The organism is Streptomyces sp. NPDC002537, from assembly GCF_053594975.1.
Genome location: NZ_JBSFWT010000117.1, coordinates 1 through 18,205, shown reverse-complemented (window position 1 = coordinate 18,205; position 18,205 = coordinate 1). Strand labels below are relative to the sequence as shown.

The following is an 18,205-nucleotide window of genomic DNA, read 5'->3' as shown; positions in this document are numbered from 1 at the left end:
GGCGCATCTTCCGCAAAGCTCGGTGCAGCCCAAATCGAATGTCGGCAATCGCCAGAGCAGTCCTCACCCTGGAGCGGCAACCCTGAAAGGGCTCAGTAATCCAGACCGGCTGCGCCGGCCGCCGTGAGGCCGGGAAAATCGGGGGCGTGTCCGTCCGGGACGCCGACGAATCTGTGATGCCTGTGAGCTCGAGTGTCAGTATGGCGTCGGGAGCCGCTTGCAGGGACCGTCAATTGTTGCTGCAGCACGCGGACCAGACTCTTCAGCCCTGTGGCTCCTCCGGACGGCGCGCCCTTGGCGTCGATCGCGGGTGGGAGGGGCTGGGCCATGGATGTGCTGCACGAGCGGTGCGCCGCGCTGGACATCGGCAAGAAGGACCTCAAGGCGTGCGTGCGCACGCCCAACCCCAGTGGTCGCCGCAGTCGTCGGCAGGAGATCCGCACCTTCGTGACCACCACCAACGCGCTGCTTGAGCTGCGGGACTGGCTGGTCGCCGAGCAGGTCACCCTCGTGGTCATGGAAGCCACGGGCGACTACTGGCGCGGGGCGTTCTACTTGCTGGAGGACTGCCTCAACGTGATCCTCGTCAACGCGGCCCGCGCCAAGGGCCTGCCCGGCCGCAAGACCGACGTCGCGGACTCGGCGTGGCTGTGCCAGCTCGGCGAGTGCGGGCTGTTGAAGGCCTCGTTCGTGCCGCCGGAGCCGATTCGGCACCTGCGGGACCTGACCCGTTACCGCAGCACTCTCGCCGGTGAGTTGTCCCGGGAAGCCCAACGCCTGGAGAAAGAACTCGAGGACGCCGGGATCAAGCTCTCGACGGTGGCCACCGACATCCTCGGGGTGTCCGGGCGGGCCATGCTGGACGCGCTCATCGACGGGGAACGCGATGTCCACGCGCTCGCCCAGATAGCCAAGGCCCGCATGCGGCCCAAGATCCCCGACCTGGTGGAGGCGCTGACCGGGAACTTCGGCGAGCACCACGCGTTCCTGTGCAGGCTGCACCTGGAGCGCATCGATCACCTCAAAACCACGATCGCGGAGCTCTCCGAGCGGATCGAGGAGGAGACGCGCCCTTTTGCCCGCCAGCTTGAGCTGCTGGAGAGCATCCCCGGGGTCGGCCGGGCCACGGCCGAGGTCCTGATCGCGGAGACCGGCGGCGACATGGCCCGCTTCCGCACCGCCGGTCACCTCGCCTCCTGGGCCGGCGTCTGCCCAGGCCACATCGAATCCGCCGGGAAGCAGAAGTCGGGGCGCAGACGCCACGGCAACCGGTGGCTCGGCGCGGCTCTGAGCACCGCCGCGATGGCCGCCTCCCGCACTCGCGAGCGCACCTACCTCGGCGCCCGCTACATGCGCCTGATGCCCCGCTTGGGCAAGAAGAAGGCCCTGGTCGCGCTCGAGCACTCGATGCTGACCGCGGTCTGGCACATGCTCACCCAGGACACCGTCTTCAACGACCTCGGCGGCGACTACTACGCCAGGCACGACCCCGAACGCGCCATGCGCCGCATCACCCGGCAGGCCAACGCCCTGGGCCTGACCGTCCGCTTCGAACCCATCGAGGCCGCTTGAACTCACCCGCCGGGCTGGCGTTCAGACGTTATTTTCGGACCAGACCCTTGACCAGGCCGTTTCATCTCCACGGGACAGGATGAAAGAGGTCAATAACTGAACCTCTTTCATCCCGGCTCTTGAAGGGTGAAAGGGCTGGTCAGAGGTGGTGGGTGACGTGGCAGGGCCCCTCGTCGTTGGCGTGGTGATTCCACTCATCACACCGGCGTCCAAGGGGCCCTGTTGGTCGCTTATCCTGCCACGCTCGACGTTCCGCACGAGCTCGTTGAGCACGTCTCGTGGCTGATCCATGCCCGTCGGCGTGAACTGAAGTTGCCGTGGCGGAGGCTGGGTTGCTTCAGGCAGGCTCTTCTTGTGCTGGCGCATCTACGGAAGAACGAGACATTCTCACAGGTGGGAGCCGGTTTCGGGGTGTCGGCGGCGACGGCTTGGCGGTACGTCGACGAGACACTTGAGGTCCTGGCCTCGTGGGCACCGGGCTTGCGTGAGGCTCTGGTGGGGTTGGGTGAGGGCGACTTCGTCGTCGTTGACGGGACGCTGATCCCGACCGACCGCATCAGGGCGGACGAGCCGTACTACTCGCAAAAGCACAAGCAGCACGGCATGAACGTGCAGGTCGTCACCCGCCCGGACGGGACTCCGCTGTGGTTCTCACGCGCGTTACCGGGACGGACCCACGACCTGACCGCGGCATCATCCAGGCCTGCCTGACCAGGGAAATCCTGGTCCTGGCCGACCGCGCCTACCAGGGCGCCGGCGCCACTGTCCGCACCCCGTACCACAGACACCGCGAACTCCCCGACCACTACCAGCGATACAACCGCGTCCACGCCAGACTACGAGCCCCCGGCGAACGCGCCTTCGCCCGACTGAAGACCTGGCACGTCCTCCGCCGGGCACGATGCTCCACCAACCGCATCAGCCGCATCGTCCAGGCCATCCACACCCTGTTGACCTGCGGCTATTCAGGATGAAAGGCGCTCACTGAGTGGGCGGTTCGTGAGTTGATGTCTGTGCCGGACTTGGTTACTGCTTCTTGCTGAAGGTGCCGGGCTCGGTCTCAGCGAGGATTCCTAGTGTGACCAGGCGTTTCATCTTGGCGCGGGTGCGTTCGACATGTTTCGGCAGGAGCTCGAAATCGAGGGCCTGGCAGATGTCGCGGGCCCTCAGTGGGCCGGTGGTGTCGTTGAAGACGGCGAGGATGCGCGGGTAGTCCGGGTGCTCGGGCAGCTCCAGGCTTCCTGCTGGGTCGACCGTGTGGGCCGGGATTCGGTCGGCGAGTCCGGTAATGGTCGTGCGGGTGATGGCGAGGTGTTCCAGACGCAGTTCGGCTTCGCGGAGCTGGGCCTGCAGGGCATCGATCTGGGTACGGAGATCGTCGGCCAGGGCCCGGGCGGCGTCTTCCTGGAGATCGAGTGCCTGAAGGAGGGGGTTCAGGTTCACGCGCCGGCCACCTGCGGATCGCGCCAGGTGAGCGTGGTCGTGTCGGTGATCCGGCGAGCCATGACGTGGGTCATGGCCCAGTAGACGCGTGAGGCGGAGGAGGCCGGGCGGTGTTCGTAGTCGCGGACCAGGCGTCGGTGCAGTATCAAGATCCCGAACGTCTGCTCCACCCGCCACCGCTTCGGCTGCGGCACGAAACCCCTCTCCTCAGGGTTGCGCCGGACAATCTCGACGTCGATGCCGAGGGTGGCTCCGTGCGTGACGACCTGGTTCTTGAAGCCCTGGTCGACCAGGGCCTTGCTGACCGAGCCGCCGGCCGCGACAGCGACCTCGTCGAGCAGAGTGATGCCGGCGGCGTTGTCGTGGACGCTCGCGGCCAGCACGGCGACGGCGATGACCAGGCCGAGGATGTCCACGGCCAGTCCCCGCTTGCGGCCCGGCACCCGTTTCGCGGCATCCCTGCCCGTCGTGACCGCGGGGACCCCGGTGGCCGCCCGGACACTCTGGGTGTCCAGGATCACCAGAGTCGGGTCCTCTAAGCGACGGCTCCTCTCCCTCACCTGGCAGCGCAGGAGTTCATGGATCTGCCGGTAGGTGCCGTCGTCCCGCCAGGCGGCGAAGTAGTAGTACGTCGCGCTCTTCGGCGGCAGGTCGTTCGGCAGGAGGGCCCACTGACAGCCGGTGCGGGACTGGTAGAGGATCGAGTTCACGATTTCCCTCATCGGGTAACGGCCCTGGTGGCCGCTGACCGAACGGTGCCGGCCCTTCCAGGCCGTGAGCACCGGCTCGATCAACGCCCATTGCTCGTCCGTCAAGTCGCTCTGGTACGGCTTGCGTTCACTCACCCCACCGATCCCAGCAGGCCACCGGCACCGGACCGGCGCGTTCCGGCTTCGCCCACACCATCAAGCGACACCAGATCCACCCATAGACTCACGAACCGCCCACTGAGAAGGATCGCGTCCTGCATGCTCCAGCAGGGCGACTCATTCAACAGGAGCAATTGATCAACAACAGACGAATAGGAGAGATGTCGTTATGACTGGAGACGCAGTCAACTTAAATAAATGGGATACGGTATTCTCGGTCACATTCAAGGAGATGAATTCCGCGCTCAAGAAATCTATCGAAAAGAAGGAAAGCAAACTCCCGGCCACATTCTCCGGATATATACCCGGAGGGAAGAAGATGGGAAAGCAGGAGCCGGGCCTGAAAGTGGAAGGAAACTGGGGTGAATGGAATCTAAAACGTGGCGGGTCGGGCAGGATCCTCAAAATGGTCGGCACCCTGAAGGACGGCACCTACTACTATGAGGACGCTAAAGCGGATGGAATGCCTCTTGATGGAATTCAGGTGACAATAGAGATAAACCTAGAAAAGATCAAGAGAGACGCTAAGTCAATATCGGACAAATCGGGGGGGACTGGCGGCACCCAGACCGACATCCAGATGCCATCCACACCAGGCGCTCCTGAAAGTCCCACCATCACGTTTGTTGCCGCTACCGGAGCAAAGTTTGATGAGATAAAAAAGATCGAAATGAATATTCAGCTTGAAGGGATGATGCGTGATTGGTGTAGGCAAAACAAAACTATTGAGGACTTTCAGCACGTCTTCGTCCAGTTTATATTGAATTCGAAGGCCGCGAGGGATGACTATCAATGGCTAAAGCCTTCAGATTGCAGCTACGCCGTGGCGAGCCCCGATGAGGCGGGTGACGACCTATCCAAAGATGTTTTCGGTGCTCTGTGCATGGTCGATGAGAGAACTTCAGCGGGTCTCAGCTCACAGGTCTCCATAAATACCATCAGTGAAGTAAAGAGTGGAACCTCAAGTCTTGCGATAAGCGCGCCGCGCATGGTTGAACACATATTACTGCCTTCAGCCATGGCAATGTTCTACGGCTCAAAGAAGACCGACTTCAAAATAGACGATGAAACCGGTTTGGTTATAACGAACAAAAATCGTCTGGAATGGCCCACTTTCCAGTTCGACCCCGACGACAGTAAAACTCTCTTCAAGCCAGTTGTGCCGGCCTCGAAATTTCGCATGACGCTGATGCCCACAAAGATTCACATTTCACTTACAGATGTCACGGGGACCACTCCTGCTCCTGGAAAACTGGCCATGGGGGACCTGTACCTAACATACGGAATGGAGCAGGAATTCGGCATCTCTCTGAAGAAGGCGACCAATGGAAATGGGTGGGTTATCGTCCCTGACTTCCTCCCTCTTGTGGAAGATGAGCATCTTTCCGAGGCTGCCGCTTTAGCTAAACTGCAGGACATAAAGACATGGTCGCTCGTTATCGAGAAGGCACCAAATGAGAAAGCCTGGGAAACGGTACTGGACATAGTCGCAGGTGTCGTTCTAGGATTCCTTGGCGGTGCTATAGGGAAGGGGATCGGCAAGCTAATATTCAAGTCGACAGCTGCCGTCAAGAGTGCCATTAAGACTAGCGCAACCAGAGCGACGGTTTCTTTAACCGAAGGGCAAATCGCAGCGATCATGGAACAGATAGAGGAAGGCGCGTTCAAGAAACTGAAGCAAGCAAGGTTGGATGAGATAACGGAATGGGCAGAGGACGCCGGTGGAGCGCTCACGGCGGAGCAATTAGGTAGGCTTCTGCCTAAAGTGAACTCGTCCATCGCTGCAATGAACCGGTGGAACGCCTACCTCGGGTTCCTGGGCGGAGTTCTTGGGTCAGGCGTTGGCGGAGTCGGCGCAATGAAGCTCGTCGACTATATCAACCAATTGAAGAACGGCCAGTTTGACAATGCGCTTTCAATTGATAAATTTGCGCAAAACTGTATGGGGGCAACGACATTCCCTCACCTGGAAGAATGGGAACTCAGCTCTGCTCAAATTCGCGGCTCCCTCCTCTTCGGCGGGAGCTTTAAGAGCTAAGGTTGTCTGAGTGAACCTCTTTCATCCTGCCCCGCGGGGTGAAACGGGCAGGTCAGGGGTGATGGTTGGTGACACAGCAGAGCCCCTTGTCGTTGGGGTGTTGATCTCACTCGACACCGGCGCCAAGGGGCTCTGTGGTTCCGTATCCTGCCATGCTCGATGTCCCGTACGAGCTGGTCGAGCATGTCTCGTGGCTGGTCCATGCCCGCCGACGTGAGCTGAAGTCGCCCTGGCGGAGGCTGGGCTGTTTCAAGCAGGCCCTGCTGGTGCTGGCCCATCTACGGAAGAACGAAACGTTCGCGCAGGTCGGGGCCGGTTTCGGAGTATCCGGAGCCACAGCCTGGCGGTACGTGGACGAGACCCTTGAGGTCCTGGCCGCGTGGGCCCCGGGCCTGCGCGAGGCATTGGTAGGCCTGGGTGAGGGGGACTTCGTCGTCGTTGACGGCACGCTGATCCCCACCGACCGCATCGCCGCGGACGAGCCGTACTACTCGCAAAAGCACAAGAAACACGGCATGAACGTCCAGGCCGTCGCCCGCCCGGACGGCACACCGCTGTGGTTCTCCCGCGCGCTGCCCGGGCGCACGCACGACCTGACCGCCGCCCGGACTCACGGCATCCTCCAGGCCTGCCTCACCAGAGAAATCCTCGTTCTGGCCGACCGGGCCTACCAGGGTGCCGGCGCCACCGTCCGCACTCCGTACTACGGACACCGCGAACTCCCGGACCACTACCAGCGGTTCAACCGCGTCCACGCGCGACTCCGGGCGCCGGGCGAACGCGCCTTCGCCCGGCTGAAGTCCTGGCGCATCCTCCGCCGGGCCCGATGCTCCACCAACCGCATCAGCCGCATCGTCCAGGCCGTCCACACCCTCCTGACCTGCGGCTATTCAGGATGAAAGACGTTCAGTGGGTGTTGAGCGAGGTTTCGCCAGGTCCTACTCTGAGGTGGGCGGTGTCGGCTGCGGCATGGCGAACAGGCCTAGGGCTTGGTCAGGTGCGGTTGCCGGTGGCGTGTCCTGATGATCGGTTGTTCCGTTGATCGGTCGTGACGCCTGAGGAGCTGGCTGCGGTCCGGTGTGATCTGGAGGACTTCGCGGCGGATGTGTTCGAGCCGTTCGCGCGGGCGGACCAGCGTCGGTGGGGCGGGGTGTATCTGCGGGGGCTGTTGCTGGACGGGCAGCGCAAGTCGGTGGAGCCGATGGCGGCCCGGATCGGCGGGAACAGCAACCGGCAGGCCCTCGCGCACTTCGTCACCACCAGCCCCTGGGACCCGGCACACGTACGGGCCCGGCTCGCGTGGATGATGGAACAGGCCATCAGGCCAACCGCGTTGATCATCGATGACACCGGCTTCCTCAAGGACGGTGACGCCTCGGCGTGCGTGTCGCGGCAGTACACCGGCACCGCCGGGAAGGTCACCAACTGCCAGGCAGGGGTGTCCCTTCACCTGGCTTCCGATCACGCCTCGGCCGCCGTCGACTGGCGTCTGTTCCTCCCGGAGACCTGGGACCCGGCTTCCCCGAAGGCCGACCCGGTCAAGGTCGGCCGCCGCAGCCAGTGCGGTATTCCGGCCGGCACCGGCCATGTCGAGAAGTGGCAGCTGGCCCTGGACATGATCGACGAGACACGGTCCTGGGGCATCGACGTTCCGCTGGCCGTCGCCGACGGCGGATATGGGGACACCGCCGCTTTCCGCCTCGGCCTCGAGGAACTCGGACTGCACTATGTGGTGGGCATCTCCACCACCGTGAGCGCACACCCCGGCGATGCGGTGCCGGCCGTCCCGGCCTACGGCGGTACCGGCCGCCCGCCCACAGCGAAGTACCCCAATGCGGCCAGGAGCGTGAAACAGCTGGTCATCGACGCCGGACGGCCCGCGGCCAGGCCGGTGCAGTGGCGCGAGGGCTCCCGCCCCGGCACCGGCCGCAACGGCTTCAGGCGTATGTACGGACGGTTCGCCGCCCTGCGGATCCGCCCCGCCGGACGGAAAGTCCGCCAAGCCGCCCGGAGTGCGGAACTGCCCGTGTGCTGGCTGCTGGCCGAATGGCCTGCCTCCGAACCCGAGCCGGTCCAGTTCTGGCTGTCGAACCTGCCCGCGGACACCCCGCTGACCACGCTGGTGCGGAACGCCAAGCTCCGCTGGAGGATCGAGCACGACTACCGCGAGATGAAACAGGCCCTGGGGCTCGCGCACTTCGAAGGCCGGACCTGGCAGGGCTGGCACCACCACGTCACCCTCGTCTCCGCCGCCCACGCCTTCTGCACCCTCCAACGCCTGGCCCGATCCCCAAAAGAACTGGCGCCGGCCTGAGCCTCTACCGGATCGTCCGCGAACTGCAGACCCTCCTCGCCACCTGGACCGGCGCCTGCCCCACCTGTCACCGCGACATACCCACGCTCACACCAACCTGACCAAGCCCTATACCTGAACAGCAACAATCCAACATCATCAGACTTTGAAACCGCCCTGGCGTGCCCGCAGCCACACCAGTTATGGGATAACCCTTTTGAGGGCTCGATCCTATGTGAATCTCCTTTAGTAGAGAGAACGTGAGCTGCTATCTCGAACCGCCACTCTTGCTCCAAGGAGCGAATATCAAGCTGTTAACGAAAGTCAACACAGAGGGAGGGTTTTAATGTTCATCGCAGGTTAGCGCATCAATCTTCGGCGACATTGACATCAAGGAGCACAAAGAGCGACCCTATTCACTCTACGGGAGTTCCGAGATGCCCGCTACCAAAGGGACGATCAGCACAAACGGCTGGGATACGGCGTTTGTTGTTCCACTCTCCACAGTCAATGACATGATAGGTAATTCCATCAAGATGGGGGAAATATCCAGAAAATTAAGCGATACTGTTTCAATCTCTGCAGCAGCCGACGCTCCTAAGAGGATCTTTTGCATCGAAGGGGAGTGGGAGAGCTGGGCTTTGCTGGGCGGGGGGTCGGGAAAGTACGTCCATATACGCTGTCTAATGAAGCTAGGGAAGTTTTGGCAGAAGGGAGAGGGGGAGAAGGAAGACATTTTTGAAACCGATGCAGTGATTGTCACAGCTCAAGTCGATCTATCCACTTTCGCTACTTCGAATGGGCAGCCAGCGAAGAAAGGAAGTGCAGAAGAACCCACTATAGTCCTGTTATCGGTGGCCGGAGACAAGGCTCAACGGATTAAAGATGCGAGACTCGAGCATGCTTTCAACGCTTTACTGGAAAAATGTCTTCAAGGAAGTATCACGTCGCTTAGCAAGGTGTTTGGAAAGGTAAACATTAGCACGCAAGCGGCGAAAAGGGATTATTCTTGGTTAAAGTCGGCTTATGTGGCATATGCGGTGGCAAGTCCATCGCAAGACAGTGGAAGCGTAATCGATCCCGAGGACTGCGCGTTTGGGGTACTTTCACTCGTGGGAGACAACAAGTTGCAAGGTCTTGCAGGTCAAGTTGATTTGGATGCCCTACATGGCTCCTCATCTGGCCATAACTCTAGCTTCGTTATCAGTCGCAATTGCCTAACTGGCGGTATACTCAAGTTCGGCTCAATGAGCGCCTTCTTTGGGTCAAGGGCGGAAGACTTTGAGTTGAATAAGGAGGGTGTACTAGTTAACAAGAACAAAATTTCATGGGGAACGTTTCAGATGAGTCCCGATGACGCTGCATCGAATTTTAGGCCGGATATTGACGTAGAACATTTCAGGATGCTGGCTGGGCCAGTGAAGGTAAATCTGAAGCTCACCGGCATTTCGGGTAGATATTCTGGCGCCTTGGGTCACCTGAACGTAATCCTGAACTTCGAGCATGAGTTCGGAGTTGAGTCCAGGGAGGACCCTGAGCGCAAGGGGTGGGAGCTCATTCCCGATTTCGTCCTCATTGAGAACGACAAGAACCTTACGGATGAGCAGAAGCGTGCAGGATTGGCAGCATTAATGGACGTGAAAACGCATAACATTACAGCTGAACCTGATACTGATCTAAAAGTTGTTGAATGGGTTATAGATATCGCCGGAGGAATAGTCGCCGCAATTATGGGGGAAGTCATAGGAAAGGCGATTGGGAAAGCGATATTCAAGAGTAGGAAGACTGAGGATCGACGTGGACCGAGAGACGGTGTTTCCGGTCGAAGCGGCGCCTCGGAGAACACTCGTCAAGAGGAAAGAAGAGAGATAGGGGTAAGGTCAAAAGAAGATGCAGCTGTGGCTGCGCGCTGGGTTACTCTTTGCGCCTTCTTGGGCACGGTAATCGGTGGCGGTGTTGGCGCGGGGGCTACGCATCTCCTTATCCAGTATCTTGAAGAGAGAGAGGAAGGGAAGTTTGATAGCCTTTTGTCTCTTGATAGTCTGGCTCAAGCTATTGTTAGCGCTGCACTATTCCCGGAGATTGAGAATTGGGAGATGCTTTCTGGTCGCTTAAGGGGTAACCTCGTGCTTGAAGGAAAACTTACAGCGCCTTCCCCTAATGTGTCATGACTCATTAATGTATGTCTACTCGGTCAAAAGTGGAGATATGATTCGTACCATAGCGCCACCTTACCGCTGACCAGTCACATCCAGCAGAATGGAGATGCTTCTAAGGGTTGTCCCGTAAATGATCTATGGTTTGATGCGGGTGCGGTCGGCTGTCGTGCGGCCAGCCTGCTTATCCGGCGAGGCTGAGGTTGTGCAGCCGGGCGATGCCGAGCATCGCGTGCTGGACGCCGTCGCCCTTGAGGCGGCAGTCGCGGAGGATCTTCCAGCTCTTCATGCGGGCGAAGGCGTGTCTCGACGCGTGCGCGTACCTGCTTGTGCGAGTGGTTGTGGGTCGCACAGATCAGATTCCACTCGTTCTCGACAGCCCGACGCCCGCGGCGCTGAAAACGGCGACACCGTCGGGCCTCTTTGATCTGCCCGAAGACTGGTTCGACACTCTGCCCTCGGAGGCGGTAGAGGGCTTGTCCAGCTTCGCTGGCATAACGCTCTTCCATACGGGCCTTGGCGGACAACAGCTTCGGTGCCCGGTTGCGCAGTTGGCGGTGGGCTTCGTCGACTTCTCGGTCCTTGCGGATGTTGTAAGGCGGCATCAGCAGTTCCGGCCCGTCCGGGTCGGCGGCGGCCAGGTTGGCGTCAGTGCAGTAGCCGGCATCGGCGACCACTGTGGTGACGGGATCGGTGATCGCGACGTCCTGCAGGGTCTGGGCGACCCAGTTCAGCATGGGGTGGAGGAGCTTTTGGTCGTTGGTGTCCGAGGAGATGCCTGCGGCGATGATGATCTGGCTGGTCGTGGTGGCGATCTGGGCGTTGTATCCCTGGAGCCAGGCGCCCTTGGTCGGCATAACGCGGCTGTCGGGATCGCTGGTGTTCAGGCGCTTGTCCATGTCCGGCGTGGGCAGCCGGGGCTTGCGGCCCCGGATCTTCATGCCGAGCGCCTTCTCCTTCGCGGTGCGTTCGGCAACGCGACGTTCGTAGGCGTCCATGGCAGCACGGTCCTGCGCTTCGAGCGACTCTTTCGCCTTGCGCAGCCTGTCCAACCTCTGCCCTCGCCCTCCCCGGAGAGCCGAGCTCTCCTGCTGCTGTGCATCCCCGCGGGCGTCGGCAGCGTCAGCTTCGGCCAGCATCCCGGCGACCTCGGCTTCGATCTGTGCCCGCGAACGCATGGCGTTCATCGATGCCTGCGCGGCGATCTTTGTTCCGTCCAGGGCCACGACACCGATCTTGACCAGTCCCGCGGCCTGGCACAGCCGTAGGCTCTGCACCAGCAGACGGAAGAGCGTCTTTTCGTGCCGGGCCCGGAAGCGAGCGATGGTGGCATGGTCCGGAGCCGTGTTCGCTGTGATCACGCGATAGGCCACGTCCTCACGGCACCGGCGCTCGATCTGGCCCGAGGAGCGCTCGCCCTGGCAGTACGCGTAGAGCAAGAGCGCAAGCATCATCGACGGTTCGTGAGCCGCCCGCCCCCATCCATCAGCGCGGTAAGCGCCGTACAACTCGGCCAGGTCCAGCTCCTCGACGACTTCCAGGATGAACCAGGCGAGGTGATCGTCCGGGAGCCAGTCGGCCACGCTCGGCGGCATCAGGTACTGCTGGTCACGGTCACACGCCAGGAAGTTCCGCCCCACAACGATCATTCTTCCAGCCCACCACACCGCAGCGGGGCTGTTCGGCGGGTTTGCGCGACAGGCTCCCGGACGCTGAGATACTCCTGTCCTTCCCCGGGCTCGGAGTCCAGCTCGCGGCCCGGGTGCTCGCCGAGATTGGCGACGACCGCACCCGCTTCGCCGACGCCAGGGGGCTCAAGGCATACGCCGGCTCCGCACCCATCACTCGCGCGTCGGGCAAGAAACACTTCGTCGGACGCCGCTTCGTCAAGAACGACCGCCTCATGGCCGCGGGCTTCCTGTGGGCCTTCGCCTCTCTCACCGCCTCGCCCGGCGCCAACAGCCACTACCGACGCCGACGCGAGCAGGGGGACTGGCACGCCGCCGCCCAACGCAACCTGCTCAACCGGATGCTTGGCCGTTCTTCCACTGCCTTCAAAACCAGCAGCACTTCGACAAGCATCGCGCCTTCACCTCCCCAGCCTCCTCATCGCTGACGGCCGCGGCTTGACTTCTTAAATCCCTGAGATGTCTCTCTGCCCGGCCGGGGCCTCGATACGGGCCTCGAAACAGACTCGGGACCCGTTGGGCGAGTCGGTTCTGGCCTTGTACTTGGCAGCCATCTGCGACGCCGACGAGCGGTCTTTGGCTGCCAGGGTCTTGGTCATGGACGTCTCCATGACCAAATCGCAGCCGGTGCAGCCGGAAAACACCCCCGGCAAGCAGGTAGTACTGGACGATGCTTCTGTAGACGGCCCCGAATGTCGCAACGATCGCGTGATCGCTGCTGTCGATCAGAGCCTTTCTCTTCCCGGGCCTTCCGCGTGCGAGATGAGGGGCAGACTTGGCCTTGATCACGTCCAGGGGGGACGCGAAGAGCGATCTGGCCGTTGACTCGATGGTAACGGCCCGTCTTCTTCGTGTCGTTGTGCTGGGTCATGATCTCGTAGCCGAGAAACGTCGTACCGCGACGATCAGTCGACGTCACGACCTCGCGGACAACGCCAATTCAACCGGAGTAAATCCGTCTCGAGAATGGGAGATTGAGATGGTCGAGCAAACAAGCCCAGTAAACATGAATGGCTGGGATACTGTATTTGCCATCCCTTTCGATATCGCGAATAAGTCGCTCATGACGTCCTTGGCGAATAAGGAGAGCGTCGTCCCAAAATCCTTTTCGTTCGACTACAGCACCGGCGGGTCGATGCATCAGAGCAAGTCAACTTATCACATCTTGGGAAAGTGGGCGGACTGGAAACTGTCAGGCAGTGGGGACAGTAGGCACCTGAAAATGCGCTGCACCATTGAGAGTGGAAACTTCTGGGTAGACGACCTGGTGAATGATGGGCACCACCTCCAGGGCGTATCGGTTGATATTGAACTGGTGCTCTCTAAGATGTGGCCTAATGAGAACGATGTGAAGGACAGCACAGGAACCGGGGGACGGCAGCTAAATATCGAGACGCCGAATACTGTGGGAACCGAAACCGAGCCATCAATTAAGCTCTTGAATATTTCAGGCGGCTCAGTCCCTGAGATGGAGAACGAGCAGACGGATGAGCTATTCAGGGGAATTCTGGACAAGTGGTGCAAGAAGGAAGACACACTTGCACAGTTCCGTCATGTATTTGTGAAATTTTTGCTCAATGTGGCGGCAGCAAAAGGAGACTACAAATGGGTGAAGCCCAAGTACGGTGAGTATGCAGTGGCGACGCCGATAAATGACGGAGGGGATCTCAGTAAGAGTGTTTTCGGAGCGCTATGCCTTACCGAGCGAGAAGTACCAGATGCCAGCTGTTCGTCGCAAGTGGATACGTCGATTCTCCTAGGCCTTAAGGGGGGAGCGACATCGGCTCTCGCGATTAGCCCCAAACTCGTGGTTAGAAAGATACTCTTACCCGGAATTCTGGGGATTTTCCCAGATGTGGTGGCGGATGACTTCGACATAGAACGAGAGACTGGCACTACCCTTATTAACAACAAGGAAATAGTTTGGAGTCGTTTTCATCTAGATGAAAACGATGACGGACCTTTGAAGCCGACAATTCCGAAAGGAATGCTCCGAGTAACCCTCCTCACTAATAAGATAAATATCCGAGTGACGGACATGCGTGCATCCATTTTAGCCAAGACCATTACTTCAAAAGCTCCTGTCGACTTGAAGATCTCATTTGAGCAAGAATTCGGCGTGGATATCAAAAAGACTGAAAGTGGCAGCGGATGGGTTCTGGTTCCTGCTGGCCTTCTTCCGGCTCCTGATTCACTTAAGGATAACGATGCTAGATTGAAGGCGATCAAGGACAGCTTGGATTTGGTGTCTCTGAATATTTCGTACCAAAAGTCCTCAGAATTCCAGTGGAAAGAGTTTGGAGATAGTGTCCTGATCGGTTTCGCGGGTGCATTAATTGGAGGTGGGCTGGGGCTGGCAGTATCGAAACTGGCCAATTCGAAGTATCTCGGTCGATTCTTTGCGCGTAACCCCGAGTCTGACACTGTGGCCCTACAGGTGACTAGAGATCTGCGATATTCGATCGATGAGGGAGAGGATACGGTAGTTACCTATCGTCGTTATTCTAACGATGAGCACGACGACGTGAGTGAGGTCATGTTTGATATGCGTGATCTTAGGCGTATCTATAAACCTGGCGCCTGGATCAGGCATAACAAGTGGAAGTTCTTTTCCGGGATGGCGGTTGCTGGATTTGCTGTTGGCGCTGGTACTGGGGTAGGAGTCATTGAAGGGTACCTAAACGAGCTCAAAGAGAAGAAATTCACTGATGCGTACTCGATAAGTAACTTTGCGAGGAATTGTGTAGGTGCCACAACTTTCCCGCAAGCCGGAGACTGGGAGCTCTGTTCTGCCGAAGTTAGGGGCCCTCTGATCTTTGGAGGAAAGTTTACGGACGCTAAGCCCGATTCGGGCAAATATGATCTGGAGGTGGTGGACGGTAATGCAGGAGGTGATGAGAACCTGACAGGAGGCAGCGCATTCCGGCCACTACGAGTAAAGGTAGTAAAGGGTTGAGATGAATCTCACCGAGCAACATGTCCTCTGTTTCTCTGGCGCCTCCGAGAAGAAGAGAATATGAAGCCAGTATCTTCGGCCTACGGTCTCCAAATGAGGCGGCTCTGGTGGCTGAGCCGCCCCGAAATTCTTGGACAGGGGTCCCCGATAGGATCGAAGTCCGGAACGGCGGAGAGAGCGCGTGGCACCGAAGCGTAGGAAGTTCAGTCCCGAGTTCAGGGACGAGGCAGTGAAGATGGTGGTCGTGGAGTCCCGGCCGATCGCTGAGGTCGCACGGGAAATCCAGGTGAACGAGGGAACTCTGGGTACCTGGGTCAGCCGCTACCGGCAGGAGCACGCCGGCGAGGAACCGCCCCTGAACATCAGTGAACGCGCTCGCCTGCGTGAGCTGGAACGCGAGAACCGTGAGCTGCGGATGAAGACCGAGTTCCTGGGAAAAGCGGCGGACTTCTTCGTCCAGGAATACCGGTGACGGAGAAGTTCGAGTTCATCGACGGCGAGTCCGGCACCTATCCCGTGCGGCGGATGTGTGCCTGGGCAGGTGTGTCCACGTCGGGTTTCTACCACTGGCGTTCCCGGCCGTTGTCGGCCACCGCCGGGCGCCGCGCAGAACTCAAGGAAATCATCAGCCAGGTCTTCTCCGACTCGCACGAGACCTACGGCTACCGGCGCGTCCGCGCCGCCCTGAAACGCATGAACGTGCAGGCCGGGCCGGAGCTGGTCCGCACTCTGATGCGCGAGCTGGGCCTGGTCCCGTGCCAGCCACGGCCCTGGCGGCTGACCACCCTCGTCGGCGGCACGGCGCCGGCCACACCCGACCTGATGGCCCGTGACTTCACCGCAGATGCACCCGGCCACAAACTGGTCAGTGATATCACGTATATCCATACCTGGGCCGGTTTCCTTTACCTCGCAACGGTTTTTGACTGCCATGCCAAGGCCGTGATCGGCTGGGCGATGGCCGACCACATGAAGACCTCACTCATATTGGACGCACTCGACATGGCAGCACGGAACACCCGTCTCGCCGACGGCTGCATTTTCCATTCGGACCGCGGCAGTCAATACACTTCCCGGGAACTCCGGGGGAAACTTCGTTCGTTGGGGCTCAGGACATCAGTCGGCCGCACCGGGGTCTGCTGGGACAACACCAGGGCCGAATCATTCTTCGGCGCCCTGAAGAACGAGCTCGTGCATCGGACTTCGTTCCCGACACATGCACATACTCACCGGGCAATCGTCCGATACATCGAGATGTTCTACAATCCGTGGGATTCGTGTCCCATGTGGAAATGGGACAGCATCGGCTTCAGGGCGAGGATGTCGTGGGTGTTGGCGTGGAGGGGCAGTCCGGCAGCATCGGACAGGATGTGCATCTTGGAACCCGGATTGCCCGGTCCACGGGCGACGGACCTGCAAGTTCGCCCCCCCCTTTCGCCCGCACGTGGGCCGGGTCCAGCACCGTGCGCGGACAACAGGTCGACCAGGCCCTGACTGTCCAGCAGCTCGAGCACTTTCTGGTGGAGCCGGCCCCACACACCGGCCCTCGGCCAGATCATGAACCTGCGGTGCACCGTCGACTTCGACGCTCCGAAACATGGCGGCAGAGCCCGCTAGGAACAGCCGCTGGCCAGCACATAGACGATTGCGGCGAAGACCGCCTCGTCATCGATGTTCGCCACTCCGCCGCCCTGCGGATGCACACGTGTCGCAGGCAGTAACGGCTTCACCAACTGCCACAGACCGCCCGGGACGATCCAGCCCCACTGTCCACTCCCCATGACCGCATCAACGGCCAACAGCGAACTTCTATTATTGGAGGGTGAGGATGGGAGAGGTCCTGTCGGCCAAGGCTATTTCGGATCGGCTCCATCAGGCCGAAAATTCGCATGAGTCATTTACTATAAGGATGGTTGAACTTGCACATCAGGAGGCCGCTCCTGCATTTAACCGCTACCTGGGGGACGCCGAACTTGAGTTAAGTGGCGTTCATGATGCAGATTCAATCGAAGGGAGGGTCTCCGGGAAAGGTCGCTTGATCCTTGGAGACTATAGCAGCCAGGACCCGGCAAGTATTCGATTCTCCACTCAAGGCAATGTCGTGTCAAGCGTATCAGTAGATGGAATATTCTCTATTCGGGGTTGGTCTTTAGGCGTTCTTGCGTCGCTAGATGTTAAGTCGAATGGTTTCCGGGTAAAGGTGGATCTGACTTTCAGGAAAACCGAAGGCGGAAGTGACGCCTCTGAGATGTTGATGCATTTGGCGGCCGAAACCTTACCCAATGGTGAGGAATTAAGACTCTCCATAGATTGGGTTCCTTGGGCGGAGGGATTCTCCGTAAATGGCCTGCTGGAGCGCATTGGGGTTAGCTTGGAAGATGTCGGGATCCCTGGAGATATAGTGCCAAAGGCGCCGACCGTATCATTCGTCCACGAAAATGATCGGTGGGCCCTCTCTATGTCGCCGAGAGGTAAAGAGTGCGGGTTCTTCATTGTTGCGCTCTCGTGAGGAGGTATGTGCAAGATATTTCGGTTGGGGTGTATATGGAGGTCAGGGAAATCCTGCAGTGCACGGCCATCTATTGAGCCGGTCTCGAGATTCGTGGTTGCCTCGTGAGTTACGCTCCGTTTTTCCCCTTCGGGGATTTGGCTGTGGCAGGCATGCGGCGCTGGTGTGTTGGTGTCGTGGCCAGGGCGGTTTCAAAGTCTGATGATGTTGGATTGTTGCTGTTCAGGTGAGGCCGAGGAGGTCCAGCGGGCGGTGGAAGGGTTCGTAGGACATCTCGCGGATCCCGGCGGCGATGTTGATGTGGTCTGCTGCTCGTAGCTGGTTGATCGCGAAGCCGCGCAGGGTGGGCTATGTTCTCCGGTGCGTGGCCGGTACAGATCTTGGAGGCATCCTCGCTGAAGGTGATGTCGCGGACGAAATGGAGTCGGTTCTCGATCACCCACTGGGAGCGGGCCAGTTGTCCGAGCCGCTGCGGGGACGCCTGGCGGGCCATCAGGTTGGTGAGCACGTAGACGGTCTGCGGCCGTGTTGTCCAGGGCCGAGCCCACGCGCCCCATGGACTGCACCACCCCCGGCCGGGTACACAGAGCGTTTTCAGCGGTGGCTCTCCAGAGTGAGGACGGCTTTGGCGGCGGTGGTGAGCCAGGCGGGGCTGCAGCGTGCGTGGCGGAAGATCTGCCA

Annotated in this window: 11 protein-coding genes and 7 pseudogenes; 12 read left to right on the top strand and 6 right to left on the bottom strand. The window is 60.0% G+C overall.

All coding sequences use genetic code 11. The annotated features are described in order from the left end of the window. From ACWD4A_RS32470 to ACWD4A_RS32460, 3 genes and pseudogenes are all read left to right on the top strand, one after another. Window positions 1–86: pseudogene (locus ACWD4A_RS32470) on the top strand (IS5/IS1182 family transposase); the annotation flags it as partial. A 241-nt stretch (window positions 87–327) separates the two neighbouring features. Next, on the top strand, window positions 328–1,572 hold the full coding sequence (locus tag ACWD4A_RS32465; protein ID WP_451199575.1) for an IS110 family transposase: 1,245 nt from the start codon (window positions 328–330) through the stop codon (window positions 1,570–1,572). Between the two features lie 181 nt (window positions 1,573–1,753). After that, a pseudogene (locus tag ACWD4A_RS32460) lies at window positions 1,754–2,546 on the top strand (transposase family protein). Window positions 2,547–2,598: 52 nt separating this feature from the next. Here the strand turns inward: ACWD4A_RS32460 and ACWD4A_RS32455 are convergent. Next, window positions 2,599–3,015, bottom strand: coding sequence for a hypothetical protein (locus tag ACWD4A_RS32455; RefSeq protein WP_451199573.1), 417 nt, complete (start codon window positions 3,013–3,015; stop codon window positions 2,599–2,601). Beyond that, entirely contained in the window at window positions 3,012–3,860 is an 849-nt protein-coding gene (locus ACWD4A_RS32450) for an IS5 family transposase (protein WP_451199571.1), read from the bottom strand. Before ACWD4A_RS32450 ends, ACWD4A_RS32455 begins: the two co-directional genes overlap by 4 nt. A gap of 193 nt (window positions 3,861–4,053) precedes the next feature. Here ACWD4A_RS32450 and ACWD4A_RS32445 point away from each other — a divergent pair, with 193 nt between their 5' ends. The 4 genes from ACWD4A_RS32445 to ACWD4A_RS32430 all read left to right on the top strand — a co-directional run bounded on the left by ACWD4A_RS32445 (window position 4,054) and on the right by ACWD4A_RS32430 (window position 10,386). Then, a complete protein-coding gene (locus tag ACWD4A_RS32445; protein WP_451199569.1) occupies window positions 4,054–5,922 on the top strand; it encodes a TULIP family P47-like protein in 1,869 nt (622 codons plus the stop codon). Between the two features lie 152 nt (window positions 5,923–6,074). Then, window positions 6,075–6,821, top strand: a complete 747-nt coding sequence (locus tag ACWD4A_RS32440; RefSeq protein WP_451199567.1) for a transposase family protein — start codon at window positions 6,075–6,077, stop codon at window positions 6,819–6,821. Between the two features lie 149 nt (window positions 6,822–6,970). After that, window positions 6,971–8,236, top strand: coding sequence for an IS701 family transposase (locus ACWD4A_RS32435; protein ID WP_451199565.1), 1,266 nt, complete (start codon window positions 6,971–6,973; stop codon window positions 8,234–8,236). Between the two features lie 416 nt (window positions 8,237–8,652). Continuing rightward, entirely contained in the window at window positions 8,653–10,386 is a 1,734-nt protein-coding gene (locus ACWD4A_RS32430) for a TULIP family P47-like protein (RefSeq protein WP_451199564.1), read from the top strand. A gap of 169 nt (window positions 10,387–10,555) precedes the next feature. On the opposite strand, the pseudogene ACWD4A_RS32425 reads toward ACWD4A_RS32430, so the two are convergent. Next, window positions 10,556–10,715: pseudogene (locus tag ACWD4A_RS32425) on the bottom strand (transposase); the annotation flags it as partial. Window positions 10,716–10,769: 54 nt separating this feature from the next. After that, a pseudogene (locus ACWD4A_RS32420) lies at window positions 10,770–11,966 on the bottom strand (transposase); the annotation flags it as partial. A gap of 113 nt (window positions 11,967–12,079) precedes the next feature. Here ACWD4A_RS32420 and ACWD4A_RS32415 point away from each other — a divergent pair. Then, window positions 12,080–12,501 (top strand): annotated as a pseudogene (locus ACWD4A_RS32415) (transposase); the annotation flags it as partial. A 4-nt stretch (window positions 12,502–12,505) separates the two neighbouring features. Here the strand turns inward: ACWD4A_RS32415 and ACWD4A_RS32410 are convergent. Further along, complete coding sequence (locus ACWD4A_RS32410) at window positions 12,506–12,658, bottom strand: hypothetical protein (RefSeq protein ID WP_451199563.1); 153 nt, start codon at window positions 12,656–12,658, stop codon at window positions 12,506–12,508. Between the two features lie 176 nt (window positions 12,659–12,834). Between ACWD4A_RS32410 and ACWD4A_RS32405 the strand changes: the two genes are divergently transcribed. From ACWD4A_RS32405 to ACWD4A_RS32395, 3 genes and pseudogenes are all read left to right on the top strand, one after another. Continuing rightward, a complete protein-coding gene (locus ACWD4A_RS32405; RefSeq protein ID WP_451199561.1) occupies window positions 12,835–15,015 on the top strand; it encodes a TULIP family P47-like protein in 2,181 nt (726 codons plus the stop codon). Between the two features lie 181 nt (window positions 15,016–15,196). Beyond that, window positions 15,197–15,487: a transposase gene (locus ACWD4A_RS32400; RefSeq protein WP_451199560.1), complete on the top strand. Its 291-nt coding sequence runs from the start codon at window positions 15,197–15,199 to the stop codon at window positions 15,485–15,487. Further along, a pseudogene (locus tag ACWD4A_RS32395) lies at window positions 15,484–16,269 on the top strand (IS3 family transposase); the annotation flags it as partial. The gene ACWD4A_RS32400 and the pseudogene ACWD4A_RS32395, both read left to right, overlap by 4 nt. 14 nt (window positions 16,270–16,283) lie before the next feature. On the opposite strand, the pseudogene ACWD4A_RS32390 reads toward ACWD4A_RS32395, so the two are convergent. Then, window positions 16,284–16,796 (bottom strand): annotated as a pseudogene (locus ACWD4A_RS32390) (transposase); the annotation flags it as partial. Window positions 16,797–16,837: 41 nt separating this feature from the next. Between ACWD4A_RS32390 and ACWD4A_RS32385 the strand changes: the two are divergent. Continuing rightward, a complete protein-coding gene (locus ACWD4A_RS32385; protein ID WP_451199558.1) occupies window positions 16,838–17,524 on the top strand; it encodes a hypothetical protein in 687 nt (228 codons plus the stop codon). Window positions 17,525–18,205: the final 681 nt, after the last annotated feature.